12 protein-coding genes and 1 pseudogene are annotated in these 15,293 nt (G+C 66.2%); 12 read left to right on the top strand and 1 reads right to left on the bottom strand.

Annotation, left to right across the window (positions count from 1 at the left end; all coding sequences use genetic code 11):
• Window positions 1-63: 63 nt before the first annotated feature.
• The 6 genes and pseudogenes from G6N41_RS09765 (at window position 64) to G6N41_RS09740 (ending at window position 6,659) form a co-directional block, all read left to right on the top strand.
• The gene (locus tag G6N41_RS09765) at window positions 64-1,677 is read left to right on the top strand and encodes a bifunctional 3-(3-hydroxy-phenyl)propionate/3-hydroxycinnamic acid hydroxylase (protein ID WP_198967235.1); all 1,614 of its coding nucleotides are present in this window, start codon (window positions 64-66) and stop codon (window positions 1,675-1,677) included.
• Window positions 1,674-2,537: pseudogene (locus tag G6N41_RS09760) on the top strand (alpha/beta fold hydrolase). Before G6N41_RS09765 ends, G6N41_RS09760 begins: the two are co-directional and overlap by 4 nt.
• Window positions 2,534-3,574, top strand: a complete 1,041-nt coding sequence (locus G6N41_RS09755; RefSeq protein WP_020732248.1) for a VOC family protein — start codon at window positions 2,534-2,536, stop codon at window positions 3,572-3,574. Before G6N41_RS09760 ends, G6N41_RS09755 begins: the two are co-directional and overlap by 4 nt.
• Window positions 3,544-4,578, top strand: coding sequence for an amidohydrolase family protein (locus tag G6N41_RS09750; RefSeq protein ID WP_198967234.1), 1,035 nt, complete (start codon window positions 3,544-3,546; stop codon window positions 4,576-4,578). Before G6N41_RS09755 ends, G6N41_RS09750 begins: the two co-directional genes overlap by 31 nt.
• Window positions 4,579-4,646: 68 nt before the next feature.
• A complete protein-coding gene (locus G6N41_RS09745) occupies window positions 4,647-5,645 on the top strand; it encodes an acrylyl-CoA reductase family protein (protein ID WP_020732246.1) in 999 nt (332 codons plus the stop codon).
• 42 nt (window positions 5,646-5,687) lie between these two features.
• Window positions 5,688-6,659, top strand: a complete 972-nt coding sequence (locus G6N41_RS09740; protein ID WP_198967809.1) for an NADPH:quinone oxidoreductase family protein — start codon at window positions 5,688-5,690, stop codon at window positions 6,657-6,659.
• 17 nt (window positions 6,660-6,676) lie between these two features.
• On the opposite strand, the gene G6N41_RS09735 is transcribed toward G6N41_RS09740, so the two are convergent.
• Complete coding sequence (locus G6N41_RS09735; RefSeq protein ID WP_198967233.1) at window positions 6,677-8,659, bottom strand: PPE family protein; 1,983 nt, start codon at window positions 8,657-8,659, stop codon at window positions 6,677-6,679.
• Window positions 8,660-8,974: 315 nt separating this feature from the next.
• Here G6N41_RS09735 and G6N41_RS09730 point away from each other — a divergent pair, with 315 nt between their 5' ends.
• From G6N41_RS09730 to G6N41_RS09705, 6 genes are read left to right on the top strand one after another with little or no spacing between them, the layout of a single operon-like run.
• On the top strand, window positions 8,975-10,078 hold the full coding sequence (locus tag G6N41_RS09730; protein ID WP_198967808.1) for a homogentisate 1,2-dioxygenase: 1,104 nt from the start codon (window positions 8,975-8,977) through the stop codon (window positions 10,076-10,078).
• A gap of 2 nt (window positions 10,079-10,080) precedes the next feature.
• Window positions 10,081-11,271, top strand: coding sequence for an alpha/beta hydrolase (locus G6N41_RS09725; RefSeq protein WP_198967232.1), 1,191 nt, complete (start codon window positions 10,081-10,083; stop codon window positions 11,269-11,271).
• The gene (locus G6N41_RS09720) at window positions 11,268-12,473 is read left to right on the top strand and encodes a CaiB/BaiF CoA transferase family protein (protein WP_117432003.1); all 1,206 of its coding nucleotides are present in this window, start codon (window positions 11,268-11,270) and stop codon (window positions 12,471-12,473) included. The genes G6N41_RS09725 and G6N41_RS09720 overlap by 4 nt, the downstream gene beginning before the upstream one ends.
• Window positions 12,470-13,366 (top strand): hydroxymethylglutaryl-CoA lyase, encoded by an 897-nt coding sequence (locus G6N41_RS09715; RefSeq protein WP_198967231.1) that lies wholly within the window; start codon window positions 12,470-12,472, stop codon window positions 13,364-13,366. The genes G6N41_RS09720 and G6N41_RS09715 overlap by 4 nt, the downstream gene beginning before the upstream one ends.
• Complete coding sequence (locus G6N41_RS09710; protein ID WP_012393335.1) at window positions 13,366-14,007, top strand: TetR/AcrR family transcriptional regulator; 642 nt, start codon at window positions 13,366-13,368, stop codon at window positions 14,005-14,007. Before G6N41_RS09715 ends, G6N41_RS09710 begins: the two co-directional genes overlap by 1 nt.
• 24 nt (window positions 14,008-14,031) lie before the next feature.
• Window positions 14,032-15,270 (top strand): acyl-CoA dehydrogenase family protein, encoded by a 1,239-nt coding sequence (locus G6N41_RS09705; protein WP_198967230.1) that lies wholly within the window; start codon window positions 14,032-14,034, stop codon window positions 15,268-15,270.
• Window positions 15,271-15,293: the final 23 nt, after the last annotated feature.

Raw genomic sequence — 15,293 nt, 5'->3', positions numbered from 1 at the left:
ACGCTAGCGTAGCGATCACAACAGTACAAGCTCCGGCGGAGCCCAGGCGGATGTGAGACGGCAATGACAACAGCGGCAATGACCGAAGCGACGTCTGAGGCAGCGACCTACGACGTGGCGATCATCGGCTACGGACCGACCGGCGCCACCGCGGCCAACCTATTGGGTCAGCTTGGCATGAAAGTGGTAGTCATAGAACGTGATCCGGACATCTATGGGAGGGCCCGGGCCATCTCCACCGACGAAGAGGTGATGCGCATCTGGCAGTCCGTCGGCCTGGCCGAGCGCCTGCAGTCCGACATGCTGCCGGACCGGCCAATCGCGTTTGTCGACGCCCACGGCGTGCCCTTCATCGAGATCAAGATCAAGCCGCGCGGCAGTGGCCATCCACCCCAGCAGTTCCTGTATCAGCCCGCGGTCGACCAGGTACTGCGCGCGGGCGTGGCCCGGTTCGCCAATGTCGAGGTGCTGGTCGAGCACGAATGCCTGCGGGTGCTGAACAACGACGCGGCGGCCGAACTGCTGCTGGCCGACCTGCGTACCGATACATTCAAGCGGCTCCGCGCCCGCTACGTCATCGCGGCCGACGGCGGCTCCTCACCCACCCGGGGTCAGCTCGGCGTCGGCTACACCGGCCGCACCTACGCCGAACGATGGGTGGTCATCGACACCAAGGTGCGGCGCGCCTGGGATGCACACGACCGCTTGCGATTCCACTGTGACCCGGCCCGCCCCACCGTAGAGTGCCCGACCCCACTTGGCCATCACCGCTGGGAGTATCCGGCCAGTGCCGATGAGGCCGATCAGAAGCTAGTCCGCGAGGAAGCGATCTGGCGAGTCCTCAACGCACAAGGCATCACCGAGAACGAGGTCGAGATCCTGCGCGCGGTGATCTATTGCCACCACGTCCGCGTCGCCGACCGCTGGCGCATCGGACGCGTCTTCCTGGCCGGCGACGCCGCCCACGCCATGCCGCCGTGGATCGGCCAGGGCATGTCCGCAGGGGTGCGGGACGCGGCCAACTTGTGCTGGAAGCTTGCCGCCGTGTTGAACGGAAACGCACCGGACTCGCTGCTGGACTCCTACCAGCACGAGCGCAAGCCGCACGTCACCGAGGTCACCCGGCGCGCGGTCTTCACCGGACGCCTCATCACCGAGCGCCGCCAGGCAGTTGCCGCCGTTCGAAATGGCCTGGGGCGCGCCCTGACCCGGTTCCCGTCGGCGATGGCCCGGCTGCAGCGGGCCATGTGGATCCCACCCGCCCGGTATCAGGAAGGCTTCCTGGCCAGCGGACATCGCGCGGTCGGCTGGCAGATTCCGCAGCCATGGGTCATCGATGGCAATGGTGCGAACGCGCGCCTGGACGACATTCTCGGCAGCCAGTGGGTGCTGCTGCATACCGGAGACGCCCCAACGGGTAGCCAGGCCTGGACCCAACGCGGTGTGCCCGCGGTGCGATTGGGCACGCCCGAATCGGGTGCGCGCCCGGACGGCATTCGCGATTCCGGTGGCACGCTGTTGCGCTGGCTGGCGCGCAAGCACGCGAGCGCCGTGGTGTTACGCCCGGACGGATTCATCTATGCCGCGGCCGAATCCGGGAGTCCACTGCCACCACCTCCGGCCGGCCACTTCGGCAACACCCTCCCCACCTCCATGAAGATCGGGGCACTGGCATGACCACCACGACGCTGGCCGAACGCACCGTCACCGTCGATGGAAAGCCGATCTTCTTCGCCGAGGCCGGCGGCGGGCCCACCGTGGTGCTACTACACGGCGGAGGTCCCGGCGCAACCGGCCTTTCCAACTACGCGCGCAACATCGACCGACTCGCGCAGCGGTTCCGACTGATCATTCCCGATATGCCCGGCTACGGCCGCTCCGGCAAAGGCGTGGATCAGTCCGACCCGTTCGGCTATCTGGCCAGCGCAATCCGCGGACTGCTCGACGAACTGAGGATCCCGTCGGCACATCTGGTCGGCAATTCCTAAGGCGGTGCCGCCGCACTGCGGTTGGCCCTCGACACCCCGCACCGGGTCGACCGGCTGGTGCTGATGGGACCCGGTGGGATCGGCACCACGCGCAGCGCGCCCACGGCGGGACTCAAGACCCTGCTGTCCTACTACGCCGGCGACGGGCCGAGCCGGGCCAAATTGGCGCACCTGATCCGCAATTACCTGGTATACGAGGGAGATTCGGTGCCCGACGAGTTGATCGACCTGCGTTACCAGGCCTCCATCGACTCGGCCGTGATCGCCGACCCGCCGCTACGGCGCCCGAACGGGCTTCGCACCCTGTGGCGCATGGACCTCACCCGCGACCGCAGACTCCGGCAGTTACCCACGCCAACCCTGGTGTTATGGGGCCGCGACGACAAGATCAACCGCCCGGCCGGCGGTCCGATGCTGCTGAACCTGATGCCCAACGCCGAGTTGGTCATGACCTCGCGCACCGGTCACTGGATGCAGTGGGAGCGCGCCGAACTGTCCAATCAGCTGGTTGCCGAATTCCTCTCGCAAAGATCGGCTTTCGCATCATGAGCACCGCGGGACGCTCGGTGTTCGGCAACGTGCAGCTCGGCTACATAGTCATCGAGACCAACCGGTTCTCCGATTGGCGCAGGTTCGGCCGAGACGCGATCGGCCTGCACGTCGACGACTCACTCGCCGATACCATGCGGTTTCGCCTCGACGGCAACGAATGCCGCTTCTTGCTACAGCACGGACCGGCGGAGGACGTCACGGCCCTGGGCTGGCAACTCGACGACCACAACACATTCGAGGAAATCATCAATCGGGTTCGGCGCCAAGGCGTCCCGATCATCGAAGGTTCGGCCGAACAAGCCGCCCTGCGCGGGGTGGCGCGGCTCGCGCGATTCCCCGGGCCCAACGGCCTGACCCAGGAGATCTACGCCGAGCCGCGCCCATGCCCAGCGCCATTGAACATCGGCGCGCGAGGCGGCTTCGTCACCGGCGCCGGCGGCATCGGACACGTGGCCATCACGTCGAAGAGGCCAGACCAAGTCCGCGGCTACTTTGACACCGTGTTCGACGCGCGACTGAGCGACTTCATCGATGAGACGATCAGCGGCATCAAGTTCAAGATCCGATTCCTGCGGGTCAACCAGCGACATCACTCGGTAGCCATCGCCGCAGCAAACCGCCTGCCGATCAACCCGATCCGCACCCGAGTGCAACACGTCAACGTGCAGGCCGCCGACCTCGACGATCTCACCGCGTCCTATCAGCGCATCAGGGAACTTGGGTTTGGGCTGGCGCTCAGCGTCGGACAGCACACCAACGACCGGGAACTGTCCTACTACGCGGTGACACCGTCAGGATTCGAATGGGAACTCGGCTGGAACCCCATCGTGGTCGACGAGTCCACCTGGGAGCCGACGACTTACCAGGGAATCAGCATTTGGGGCCATACTCCAGAGGGACAGCACATCATCGACAAGTTGGCCCAGTTCAAGACGGCGGGGCGTTCGTTGCTGCGGCGCGAGGACAACGTGGCGCCGCTCTGCGGCCCGGCAAGGAGTTCGCGATGTGGCGAATCGATACTCACCACCACATGATTCCGCCCGACTATCGTCGCGCGCTGCGCAATGCGGGCATCGATGGTGCGGGCGGGCGAGCGCTGCCGGACTGGAGTCCAGCGGGGTCGCTGCAGGCAATGGCCGAACTCACCGTCGGTGCAGCGATCTTGTCGGTATCCGCACCCGCAACCGTCTTCCTACCCCAGGCCAGCGATGCCGCGGCGCTAGCGCGCGACATCAACGACTACGCGGCCGATGTCGTCGCCGGCCGGCCGGCGCAGTTCGGGTTCTTCGCTACCGTACCGATGCCCCATCTCGACCAGAGCGTGGCCGAAACCGTTCGTGCACTTGATGATCTGAAGGCTGACGGTATCGTGCTGCTGGCCAACCACGCTGGCATCTATCTCGGCGAAGACGGCCAGGACGACCTGTTCACCGCGTTGAATTCGCGCGCCGCGGTGGTGTTCGTCCATCCCGCCGAACTGCCCGGCCCGGCGGTTCCCGGAGTTGCCCCATGGGCCGGCGACTTCTTGCTCGACACCACCCGGGCGGCCCATCTGTTGGTGCGCAATTGCATCCGTCAGCGGTATCCGGATATCAAGTTCGTGCTCAGCCATGCCGGCGGGTTTGTCCCCTATGCCAGTCATCGCCTGGCGTTGGCGATCACCGCCCACACCGGCCGCAGCCCCGCCGATGTACTAGAGGAGTTCTCCAGCTTCTATTTCGACACTGCCCTATCGTCGAGCGCGGCGGCGCTGCCGACGCTGATTGCCTTCGCCAAGCCGGGGCACATCACGTTTGGATCGGACTGGCCGTTCGCGCCCACGGCGGCGGGAAAGCTCTTCGCCGCCGGTCTGGAAACCTACCCCGCACTCGACGCCGCTGCCCGCGGCGCAATAGACCGCGGTAACGCGCTGAGTTTGTTCCCCCGGTTCGGCGTCGCGGCGCCGCCCCCGCAACCATCGGCCGCCCAACGGATCCGGCACACGCTGAGCCGCACTGCGATGCGTGGCGTTGCGCGGCTGATGAATTCGGGCGGCTAGTTCCGCACGCCGGACGTGTCGCCACCGCGCGTTCGCACCGGCGCCCGGTGAGGTTAGCGTAGGGCGCTATGGACACGTTTCATGCGCTGGTCGCACATCAGGACGGGGATCGGATCACCGCGTCGATCCGGACGCTGACACCTAACGATCTGCCCCCTGGCGACGTGACGATCCGGGTGCATTTCTCGAGTGTCAACTTCAAGGACGCGCTGGCGTTGACGCCCGGGGGCGGTGTGGTGCGTAAGTACCCCGTAGTTCCGGGCATCGACCTGACCGGAGAAGTCGTCGAATCCCACTCGCCCGAGTTCAGCGTTGGCGACCTGGTGCTGGCGCACGGCTATGAAATCGGCACCGGCCGCCACGGTGGCTACGCCGAATACGTTCGGCTGCCCGCAGATCAGGTGGTGGCACTGGGCACATTGAGTCCGCGTGCGGGCGCGGCCATCGGCACCGCCGGTTTCACCGCGGCGATGAGTGTTCAGGCGCTGATCAACTGGGGCGTGGCGCCCGACGCCGGGCCGGTCGTCGTCACCGGCGCCTCGGGCGGGGTCGGCTCGATCAGCGTCGACCTGCTGGCGGCCGCCGGCTACCAGGTGGTGGCCTCCACCGGCAAACCTCAGGCCGCCGAGCTACTGAAATCGTTGGGGGCCGCCGAGGTCATCGGCCGGCTGCCGGCCGATCCCGATGCCAAACCGCGACCGTTGGCCAAGGCCCGCTGGGCCGCGGCGGTGGACTGCGTGGGCGGCGCAACGCTGGCCGACGTTCTGAGCACCATCGACTACGGAGGCGCGGTGGCCGCCAGCGGCCTCACCGGCGGGGCGGCGCTGCACACCACGGTCATGCCGTTCATCCTGCGCGGCATCGCGCTGCTCGGTATGGACTCGGTGTTGATGCCCATAGGCCCGCGCCGGCAGCTGTGGTCACTTCTCGGCGATTCGTTACGGCCGCGCCGTCTGGACGATCTCACCACCGATATCGACATCAAAGACGTGGTCGGTGTGCTCGATCAACTGCGCGCGGGCGAATTCACCGGCCGGGCTGTGGTGCGGGTGGCCGGCGCGTTCTAGATTGGGGCCTCATTGGGGGTCGAAGCTGACAACGGAGGTGGCATGCGCGCGATACGGGTGACTCGGCTCGATGGTCCGGACGCGGTCGAGGTGGCCGAGGTCGACGAACCAACCGGCGACGGGGTGGTCGTCGACGTGCATGCCGCCGGGGTGGCATTCCCCGATGCGTTGCTCACTCGCGGCCTCTATCAATACCGACCGCAGCTTCCCTTCGTGCTCGGGGCCGAGATCGCCGGCGTGGTTCGGCGCGCCCCACCGGACTGCCACGTGTGCACCGGCGACCGGGTCGTCGGCTTGACCATGCTTTCCGGCGGCATGGCCGAGGTCGCGGTGCTCGCGCCCGACCGGGTGTTCCGGCTACCCGACAACGTCAGCTTCGAAGCCGGAGCGGGCTTGCTGTTAAACGATCTGACCGTGTACTTCGCCCTGGCCGTCCGGGGCCGCCTACAGCGCGGCGAGACGGTCCTGGTGCACGGCGCGGCCGGCGGCATCGGCACCTCGGCGCTGCGGCTGGCCCCGGTGCTGGGCGCGTCTCGCACCATCGCGGTGGTCAGCAGTGAGGAGAAGTCCGCAATCGCGACGGCCGCCGGTGCCACCGACGTGGTGCTCGCCGACGGGTTCAAGGACACGGTCAAAGAACTCACCAACGGCCGCGGCGTCGACGTGGTTGTCGACCCGGTCGGCGGTGACCGGTTTACCGATTCACTTCGCTCACTGGCTCCGCCCGGGCGGTTGCTGGTGATCGGCTTCACCGGTGGGGAGATACCGACGGTAAAGGTAAATCGGTTGCTACTGAACAACATTGATGTGGTCGGCGTCGGTTGGGGCGCCTGGGCCGGAACCCACCCCGGCGCGCTGGCCGAGCAGTGGGCCGCCCTCGAGAGTCTGCTGAGTTCGGGCGCGTTACCCCCTCCCGAGCCGGCGGTCTATCCGCTCGAGCAGGCCGGCGCGGCGGTGGCGTCGCTGGAGAATCGCACCGCCCGCGGCAAAGTGGTGCTGCGGGTACGGGGCTGAGTGTCATCGCGAGCGACTCAGAGGACCCCCGGCAAGATCTTGTTGAACGCGTACAAGTAGGCGTAGAGGTTGAAGCCGGCCAGCAGTGTCACCAGCGCGGTGTCGGCGGCGATTGGCGCCCCGAGTGCATAGATCAATCCGGCAGGATCACCATCGAGGACCTGCAGAATTCCGTCCAGGAATAGCTTGAGGTTGTAAGCCGGAAGCGTCGTAACCATCGCGTTCACCACATCCGCGGTTGGCAGCAAGGTTGCGTACGCCGTGGTGGCATCGAATGAGATAGTATTGGCGATATCGGTAGTCGCGGTCTGGACGCCCTTGACGGCGTTCTCGATCGTCGATACCGAAAGCATGCGCAAGGTCGCGTTGCTCAGCGCCGACCATGGATCCGAGCCAAGGGCGTTGGAGATGCCCGAGAGCGAAATGTCGGGCAACGACGGCAACTGCCACGCACCGATATCGGCCGCCGCATCGCTGATGCCCTGCTGGGTGCCGGCGACCAATGCGTCGAACACCGTGGCTGGGGCGACATCCGGGAACAAACCAAACGGCGTCGGCACATTGGCCGGTCCGGTCGAATAGCCATAGTTGGGGTCGCCATAGCCTAGGTTGACCAGCACCTTCAGGTCCGGTTGCACCAGATCTGCCAGGGTATTCCCGATAAACGGAACCCCACGTAGCGGTTCCAGCAGCGGCAGGTTCTCGGTCGGAATCATGTGGTATGTGGTCATCGCTGCCCCCTCCGTCGGCAAGGTGAATGCGGTAGCAACTTGCGCGGCGGTGAGAGTCGGATATTGGGTGTGCACGTAGTAAATGCCCATAATGGCGTTCAGGTCGGACACGAAGTTGAGCGGGTACCGGGGGAAGTCCGCGAAGCCGTCGTATTCGAGCGTGTAGACGTCCGTCGTGTAGTAGTTGTCAGGCGTTACGCCCCAGAATGTTTTGCCCAGACTTGGTGAAACCAGGCCGGCGAAACGCTCATATAGCCCCCCGTTGGGGTTCATGGCGTTACCGATCAGCGAGAAACTCACCGACCCGGTCGGCACCCCCGCCGCTTTGAGGTTGGACATCTCCAGCGACGCGATCCCGGCGCCCTGCGAGTAGCCCTGGACGACAACGTTGTTGCCGGCGGCGAGCTGCGCTTTGATCGCGGTATCGAGGATGGTGAGACCCTCGGCCCGCGACGCGTCCTCGGTCATGGTCTTGATGCCGGTAATCCAATACGACTCAGCGGGAGTAAACAGGGAGATCGCGTTGCTCACCGTGAAACTCGGGAAATTGGGGGTAACGAAATTGTTCACCACATTGTCCACATAGCTCTGTGATGGAATCGGGAAGCCGCTGCCGCCAATCACCAAAGTGACGTCGGTCGCGGCGGCCGGTAGCGCGCTGCCCGCCGCCGTCAGCGCGGTGGGGCCAAGCGCCGCCACGGCGGCCGCGGAGGTCCCTTCCAGCGCGCTCGCCACTCGACCCGACACACCCGACAGCACCTCCTGCCACGGCGCGAGCCCAGAGAGCGCCTCCGAGACTCCGACGTGGTAGCCGAACATCGCACCCACATTTTGAGTCCACATCTGCTCGTACTGCGCCTCGATCGCCGCGATTGCCGGTGCATTCAGCCCAAACACGTTGGCGGCCACCATCGACATCAACGCAGATCGGTTCGCCGCCACCAGCTCCAGCGGAACCGTGGCCGTGCGCGCTGCCTCGAACACCGCAGCCGACGTCGCGGCTTGACGCGCAGTCTGCACCGCGCCGGACGCCGCGGATCCCAGCCACCGGACATACGACGTCCCGACGCTGGCCATCGCCGCCGCCGACGGGCCCTGCCACGCCGCCCCGGCCAGGTCGGAGGTCAGCGAAGAAAACGCGCTTGCCGCCGCGGCCAGCTCTTGGCCGATCCCATCCCAAGCTGCCGCCGCAGCCAACAACGGTCCCGGCCCCGGACCGGAAAGGATTCGAGCCGAATTTGCCTCCGGCGATAGCACGGCGAAACTCACCTAACCCACCTCGTTCATCCGGATCGAGCAGGACCAGCAATACGCAAGCGTATGGCGCGAACGTTAGCCCAGGCGGCCGAATGACGTTCACGTTTCAGCCCAATGTCGCCGGCGCAATTGCGGTCGCACAGACATCGAAATGCGCAGGCATTTCGAAATTGAACGTTTTCAGCCGATCGACCGGCGCCCTGATGGTGCGGCGTTGCCGAGGCCGGCCCCCGACTCGCGCGAAGCTGCGCGCAGGGCCCTTGTTCACCACCAAAAGAGAAAATAATGTCACTTTTAGTTTTGTATCCGACGAGTCCCGGAGCACCCATGGAATCGTTCGTTCACCTGCGCAAAGGCAGGACACCGCGGCGCCTGCACGCCGACCTCGACGGGCTCAAGGACGACGAGCTCGGCCGCGGCGGGTTCACCGGCCGCACCGCGAACCTCTACCGTCGCCATGCCCCCACCGCCTACCGCGCGGTGGGACCGTTGCGCCCCGTCGACGTGCTGGCCGACCAGCTCGAGCCCAGCGATGCCACCGACGCCAACGGCGGCCCGCTGCTGATGTTCAGCAACGCCGACTGCCGCATCCTGCTCAGTCGCCGCCACCAAGTGATGCCGTTCTACAACCGCCATATCGACGGCGACCTGCTGTGCTTCGTGCACGACGGCGCCGGGCTGCTGGAAACCGAGTTCGGGCCGTTGCGTTACCGCACCGGCGACTGGGTGTATATCCCGAAGGCGACCGCCTGGCGCCAGCTGCCGGACACCGAGACGACGCTGCTCATGGTGGAGGCCACCGACGAGTTCCGCGTCCCCGCCCCGGGCGCGCTCGGCCGGCACTTCCCCTTCGACCCATCCCAAGCCGTGATCCCCGAACCGGCCCCCGTCGAGAACCCGCCGGGGTTGGCGGCGCGCGACGAATACCAAGTCCGGCTGGTACATGAGGGTGGCCCGACAACGCTTTTCTACCAACATAATCCGATTGACGTCGAAGGCTGGCGGGGCGACAACTTCGCCTTCACCTTCAACATCGCCGACTACAACGTGATCACCTCCGACAGTGTGCACCTGCCCCCGACGGTGCACCTGTTCATGCAGGCCACCGGCGTATGCGTGATGAACTTCCTGCCCAAACCCGCCGAAGGAGTTCCGGGGACCGAGCGCACACCCTGGTATCACCGCAACGTCGACTATGACGAGATCGCGTTTTTCCATGGCGGCTCGCTCTACGGCATCCCGATGCCGCCGGGGCTGATTTCCCATACACCGCAAGGGGTTCATCACGGCGCACCCGAACGTGCCCGGGAACGGGCCCGGCGCAAGTTCGCCGAATATTCCCGCGTCGACTGGCAGGTCATGGCCGTCGACACCCGCCGGCGCCTGACACCCTCGCCCGCGGTGCTGGCCCACGACCTGGGGCAACACTGACCATGGCGACCCGACACGAATACGATCGAATCCCCTATCTCGTTGCCTTCCAGAACACTTCCGGGGTCCGCGATGTTTATGGCGGACTCGCCGAGATCACCGTCCTGGAGAGCAATCTGCTCAAGCCGAAGGACAAACCGTCGGACACCGTGCTGGTGTTCATGCACCCGATCGGCGGCGGCGCATATCTGCCGATGATCAACGCACTGGCCCGCGCCGGCCACCACGTCATCTACTGCAACAGCCGGTTCCGCGGCACCGACTCGGCGCTGCTGATGGAGAAGGTGGTCGAAGATCTCGGCGAATGCATCAAGGACGCAAAGAAGCGGCTGGGCTACTCCAAGGTGGTACTGGCCGGATGGAGCGGCGGCGGCTCGCTGTCGGTGCTCTACCAGCAGCAGGCCCAGCGGCCGACACTGACGGCCAGCCCCTCCGGCGACGGCCCCGACCTGACCCAACTGGACCTGCCCGCCGCCGACGCCATCATGTTGCTCGCCGCGCACATCAGCCGCCACGGCACGCTCACCGAACGGCTGGACGCCTCGATCATCGACGAATCCGATCCGAGCAAACGCGATCCCGACCTGGATCTCTACGACCCGAACAACCCCAACCAACCGCCCTACAGCGCGCAGTTTCTCACCCGCTACCGGCAGGCCCAGATCGACCGCAACCGGCGCATCACCGCCTGGGTGAAAGACAAGCTGGCCGAACTCGAGGCCAGCGGGCGACCCGACTCCGATGTTGCGGAGTTCTGCTTCGTGGTGCACAGCACCATGGCCGACCCGCGCTGGCTCGATCCCAGCGTCGACCCCAACGAGCGCACGCCCGGCACCTGTTATCTGGGTGATCCGCAGGTGGTGAACATGAGCCCGGTCGGGCTTGCGCGCTTCTGCACGCTGCGCAGCTGGTTGTCGCAATGGAGCTACGACGATGCGCGGGGCGACGGCGTGGTGTGCGGCCGGGATCTTGCCGTCCCGGCACTGGTCATCGGTAATCTGGCCGATGACGCTTGCACGCCCAGCCACACCCGACGACTCTTCGAGGCCATCGGGCATGCCGACAAGGAGATGTACGAAATCCCTGGTGCTACTCACTATTACGCGGGCCCCGACCAGCGCGACAAGCTAGGTCAGGCCGTCGACATTGCCACCGACTGGCTGCTGCGACACGACTTTGCGAGCAGGCAATGACCGCACCCGGGGCACTGGACGGTGTCCGGGTGCTCGAACTGGGCACCCTGATCGCCGGCCCCTTCGCCGGCCGGCTCCTCGGCGACATGGGTGCCGACGTCATCAAGGTGGAACCACCCGGCGCCCCCGACCCGCTGCGGACCTGGGGCCAGGCCGAAGTCGACGGACACCACGTGTTCTGGACGGTGCATGCCCGCAACAAACGGGCCATCACGCTCGACCTGCGCCGGCCGCAGGGCCGGGAGCTGTTCCTGGAGCTGGTCGACAAGTCCGACATCGTGGTGGAGAACTTCCGGCCGGGCACGCTGGAGAAGTGGGACCTGGGCTACGACGTACTGCGCGAACGCAACCCCGGCATCATCCTGGTGCGGGTATCGGGTTACGGACAGACCGGCCCGGATGCCCACAAGGCCGGTTACGCGTCGGTGGCCGAGGCGGCCAGCGGGTTGCGCCATCTCAACGGCTTCCCCGGCGGCCCCCCGCCCCGGCTGGCCCTGTCCCTGGGCGACAGCCTGGCCGGGATGTTCGGCGCCCAGGGTGCGTTGGCCGCCCTGTATCGCCGCAGTGTCACCGGGACCGGCCAGGTGGTCGATGTCGCGCTGACCGAATCCTGTTTGGCTCTGCAGGAGTCCACCATTTCGGACTACGACGTGGGCGGGGTGGTGCGTGGGCCGTCCGGTACCAGGCTGGAAGGTATCGCGCCGTCCAATATCTATCGCAGTGCCGACGAATCGTGGGTGGTGATCGCGGCGAACCAGGACACCGTGTTCGCGCGGCTATGCCAGGCGATGGGATGTCCGGAGTTGGCCACCGATGACCGCTTCGCCACCCACCGCGCCCGGGGCCGCAACCAGGACGAACTGGACAAGATCATCGGCGCGTGGGCCGCGCAGCGCCAACCCGATGAGATCATCGAAACGCTCTCGGCCGCGGGGGTGATCGCCGGGCCGATCAATACCGTCGCCGAAGTGGTCAAGGATCGGCAACTACGCGCCCGCGGCATGCTGGTCGAGCACTACGACGAACGAATCGGGCGTAACGTGCTGGGCCCCGGGATTGTGCCGGCGCTGTCCGAATCCCCCGGCCAGGTGCGTAGCGCCGGGCCGGCGCGGCCGGGACAGCACAATGACGACGTCTACATCGGCTTGCTGGGCAAGAGCAGCGCAGAGCTCGAGCAGCTGCGCGCCGAGGAGGTGCTATGACCGCCCACGTCACCATTCGCGAGGTAGCGCTACGCGACGGATTGCAGATCGAGAAGCCGGTGCCGTTGTCCGCCAAGCTGGAGCTGCTGGCAGCGGTGGCCGCAACCGGAGTCCGTGAAGTCGAGGCGACGGCGTTCGTGTCGCCGTCGAAAGTGCCGTCGATGGCCGACGCCGCCGAACTCGCCGCGGAGCTGCACAGCTACCCCGACATCGAGTTCTCCGCGCTGGTAGCCAGTCCCAACGGGGCCAGGCGGGCGATTGCCGCGGGCTTGCACGCGATCGAATACGTGGTGGCGGCCAGCAATTCGTTCAGCATGGCCAATGTCGGACGGAGCACCGCCGACGCGACCGATCAGATCAGCGAGATCATCGCCATCGGCCGCGACGGCGAGGTCACCGTCGAGGTGATCGTGGCCACCGCTTGGGACTGTCCGTTCGACGGGGCCATCGCGCCACAGCAAGTTCTCGACATCGCGGCCACCGCTGTTGACCAAGGGGTGGACCGGTTCTCGATCGCCGACACCATCGGCACCGCCACGCCCGGCCGGGTCAGTGCGCTCATCGCGCAGCTGGGGCCGGTGCTCGGCGACATGCCGCTGGGCGCGCACTTCCACAACACCCGCGGCTCCGGGCTGGCCAGTGCCTATGCGGCGGTGTGCTCCGGTGTCACCCGGCTGGACGCCTCGGTCGGCGGGCTCGGCGGTTGCCCCTTTGCACCCGGAGCCACCGGAAACATCGCCACCGAGGACCTGGTGTACCTGCTGGCCGACAGCGGCTTTGCCGTCGACGTCGACTTGGCCGCCGCCATCGCCGCGGCCGAGGTGGCCAAGGCGGTTGTTGGCCATGACCTGCCAGGCGCACTCTTGCGCGCAGGAGACCGGATTCGCAGCTGATGCCCGCCCGGCAAGAGTCACGAGAACTCAGCTCCAAAGGCCGCCAGACCCGGCAGGCCATCGAGCAGGCCGCGCGCAAGCTGTTCGCCGAGCGAGGATTCCACGGAACCACGCTGGCCGACATCACCTCCGCCGCGGGCAAGTCCTCAGCGGTGTTCTACCGATACTTCACCGACAAGGAAGACCTACTGGCCGCCCTGGCACAGTCGTTCTTACACGATGTGGTGACTCCCTCCGGGGTCAGCCTGCAACTGCCGGACTCTCCCGACGATGACACGTTCTTCACCGCGGTGGTGACCGGCTACTGGAACATCTTCAAACAGAACATCGGCATCATGATCGCCGTCGACCAACTGGCCGCCACCCAGCAGCGCTTTGCCGCGGTGCAGAACCAATTCCGGCGCTTCGGCATGGACATCATCGCCGCCTCGGTACGGCACGCGCAGGATCAGGGCTACGGAACCGAACTCAACCCGGACCACACCGCGGTGGCCATCGCGTTGTTGTTCGAGAACTTCACCTCGGTCCTGGTCGGCACCTCGGGATCCTCGGGACCCGGCGGCCTGGGTGTCACCATCACCGACGAGGACGCCATCACCACGCTGTCGCGGATCTGGAAGAAGACCCTATACGGTTTCTAGCGGCACGACAGGAGGAGATTCAACGTGGAATTCACTCTGCCGGAACATCTTCAGAGCCTACTCGCCCAGATGGACGAGTTCATCGAGGCCGAGATCAAACCGCTGGAACACGAACACATTCAATACTTCGACCATCGTCGCGAGCACGCCCGCACCGACTGGGACAACGATGGTGTCCCGCGCCGGGAATGGGAAGAACTGCTAGCCGAGATGCGCAGGCGCGCCGACCAGGCGGGCTGGCTGCGCTACGGGCTGCCGGCCCGGTTCGGCGGTCGCGACGGGACCAACCTGGACATGGCCGTCATCCGCGAACATCTGGCGCACAAAGGCCTTGGCCTGCACAACGACCTGCAAAACGAGTCCTCCATCGTCGGCAACTTCCCGCAGGTCATCATGATGGATCGCTTTGGCACCGACGCTCAAAAAAGCGAATGGACCGAGGTGCTCATCACCGGCGAGCGGTCGATGGCGTTCGGGCTGACCGAGCCGCTGCACGGGTCGGATGCCACCTGGATGCAGACCCGGGCCGAGCACGCCGGTGACGGCTGGATCATCAACGGCGCCAAGCGGTTCAACACCGGTGTGCATCGCGCGACCCACGACCTGGTGTTCGCCCGAACCTCGGGTGAGCCGGAGCAGGCCCGGGGCATCACCGCGTTCCTGGTCCCAACCGACACCGCGGGATTCAACGTCCCGTACTACTGGTGGACGCTGAACATGCCCACCGATCACGGCGAGGTCGAGCTCACCAACGTGCGCGTCCCCGATGACGCGGTGCTGGGCGAGGTCGATCGGGGCCTCGAGGTGGGCCAGACTTTTCTACACGAGAACAGGATTCGCCAGGCGGCCAGCAGCCTGGGCGCGGCCCAGTACTGTATCGACCGGGCAGTCGGCTACGCCGGCGAACGCCGCGTGTTCGGCAAGCCGCTGTCGGTGAACCAGGCCATCCAGTGGCCGCTTGTCGAACTGCAGACCGAGGCGCAGATGGTGCGGCTGCTGGTGTACTACGCGGCCTGGCATCTGGACCGAAATCACCATATGGAGGTGTCCGACAAGGTCTCGATGGCCAACTACCGCACAAACCGACTGGTGTGCGAGGCCGCCGACCGGGCCATGCAGGTGTTCGGCGGCGTCGGCTACAGCCGGCACGAACCATTCGAGCACATCTATCGCCACCACCGCCGATACCGGATCACCGAGGGCGCCGAGGAAATTCAGATTCGCCGGGTCGCGCAGCGGCTGTTCAAGTTTGGCCAGAAGTGACCGAGTTGGCCGACCGCCTGGCC

This window comes from Mycobacterium shottsii (assembly GCF_010728525.1).
Classification (GTDB): domain Bacteria; phylum Actinomycetota; class Actinomycetes; order Mycobacteriales; family Mycobacteriaceae; genus Mycobacterium; species Mycobacterium marinum.
The sequence above is the reverse complement of the archived record's forward strand: the minus strand, read 5'-3'. Positions and strand labels throughout refer to the sequence as shown.

Excerpts from the sequence above, each read along its gene's own strand:
- G6N41_RS09715 (WP_198967231.1), top strand. The coding sequence starts at position 12,470 with ATGACCGCCCACGTCACCATTCGCGAGGTAGCGCTACGCGACGGATTG.
- G6N41_RS09725 (WP_198967232.1), top strand. The coding sequence starts at position 10,081 with ATGGCGACCCGACACGAATACGATCGAATCCCCTATCTCGTTGCCTTC.
- G6N41_RS09755 (WP_020732248.1), top strand. The coding sequence starts at position 2,534 with ATGAGCACCGCGGGACGCTCGGTGTTCGGCAACGTGCAGCTCGGCTAC.
- G6N41_RS09765 (WP_198967235.1), top strand. The coding sequence starts at position 64 with ATGACAACAGCGGCAATGACCGAAGCGACGTCTGAGGCAGCGACCTAC.
- G6N41_RS09730 (WP_198967808.1), top strand. The coding sequence starts at position 8,975 with ATGGAATCGTTCGTTCACCTGCGCAAAGGCAGGACACCGCGGCGCCTG.
- G6N41_RS09740 (WP_198967809.1), top strand. The coding sequence starts at position 5,688 with ATGCGCGCGATACGGGTGACTCGGCTCGATGGTCCGGACGCGGTCGAG.
- G6N41_RS09745 (WP_020732246.1), top strand. The coding sequence starts at position 4,647 with ATGGACACGTTTCATGCGCTGGTCGCACATCAGGACGGGGATCGGATC.
- G6N41_RS09720 (WP_117432003.1), top strand. The coding sequence starts at position 11,268 with ATGACCGCACCCGGGGCACTGGACGGTGTCCGGGTGCTCGAACTGGGC.
- G6N41_RS09710 (WP_012393335.1), top strand. The coding sequence starts at position 13,366 with ATGCCCGCCCGGCAAGAGTCACGAGAACTCAGCTCCAAAGGCCGCCAG.
- G6N41_RS09750 (WP_198967234.1), top strand. The coding sequence starts at position 3,544 with ATGTGGCGAATCGATACTCACCACCACATGATTCCGCCCGACTATCGT.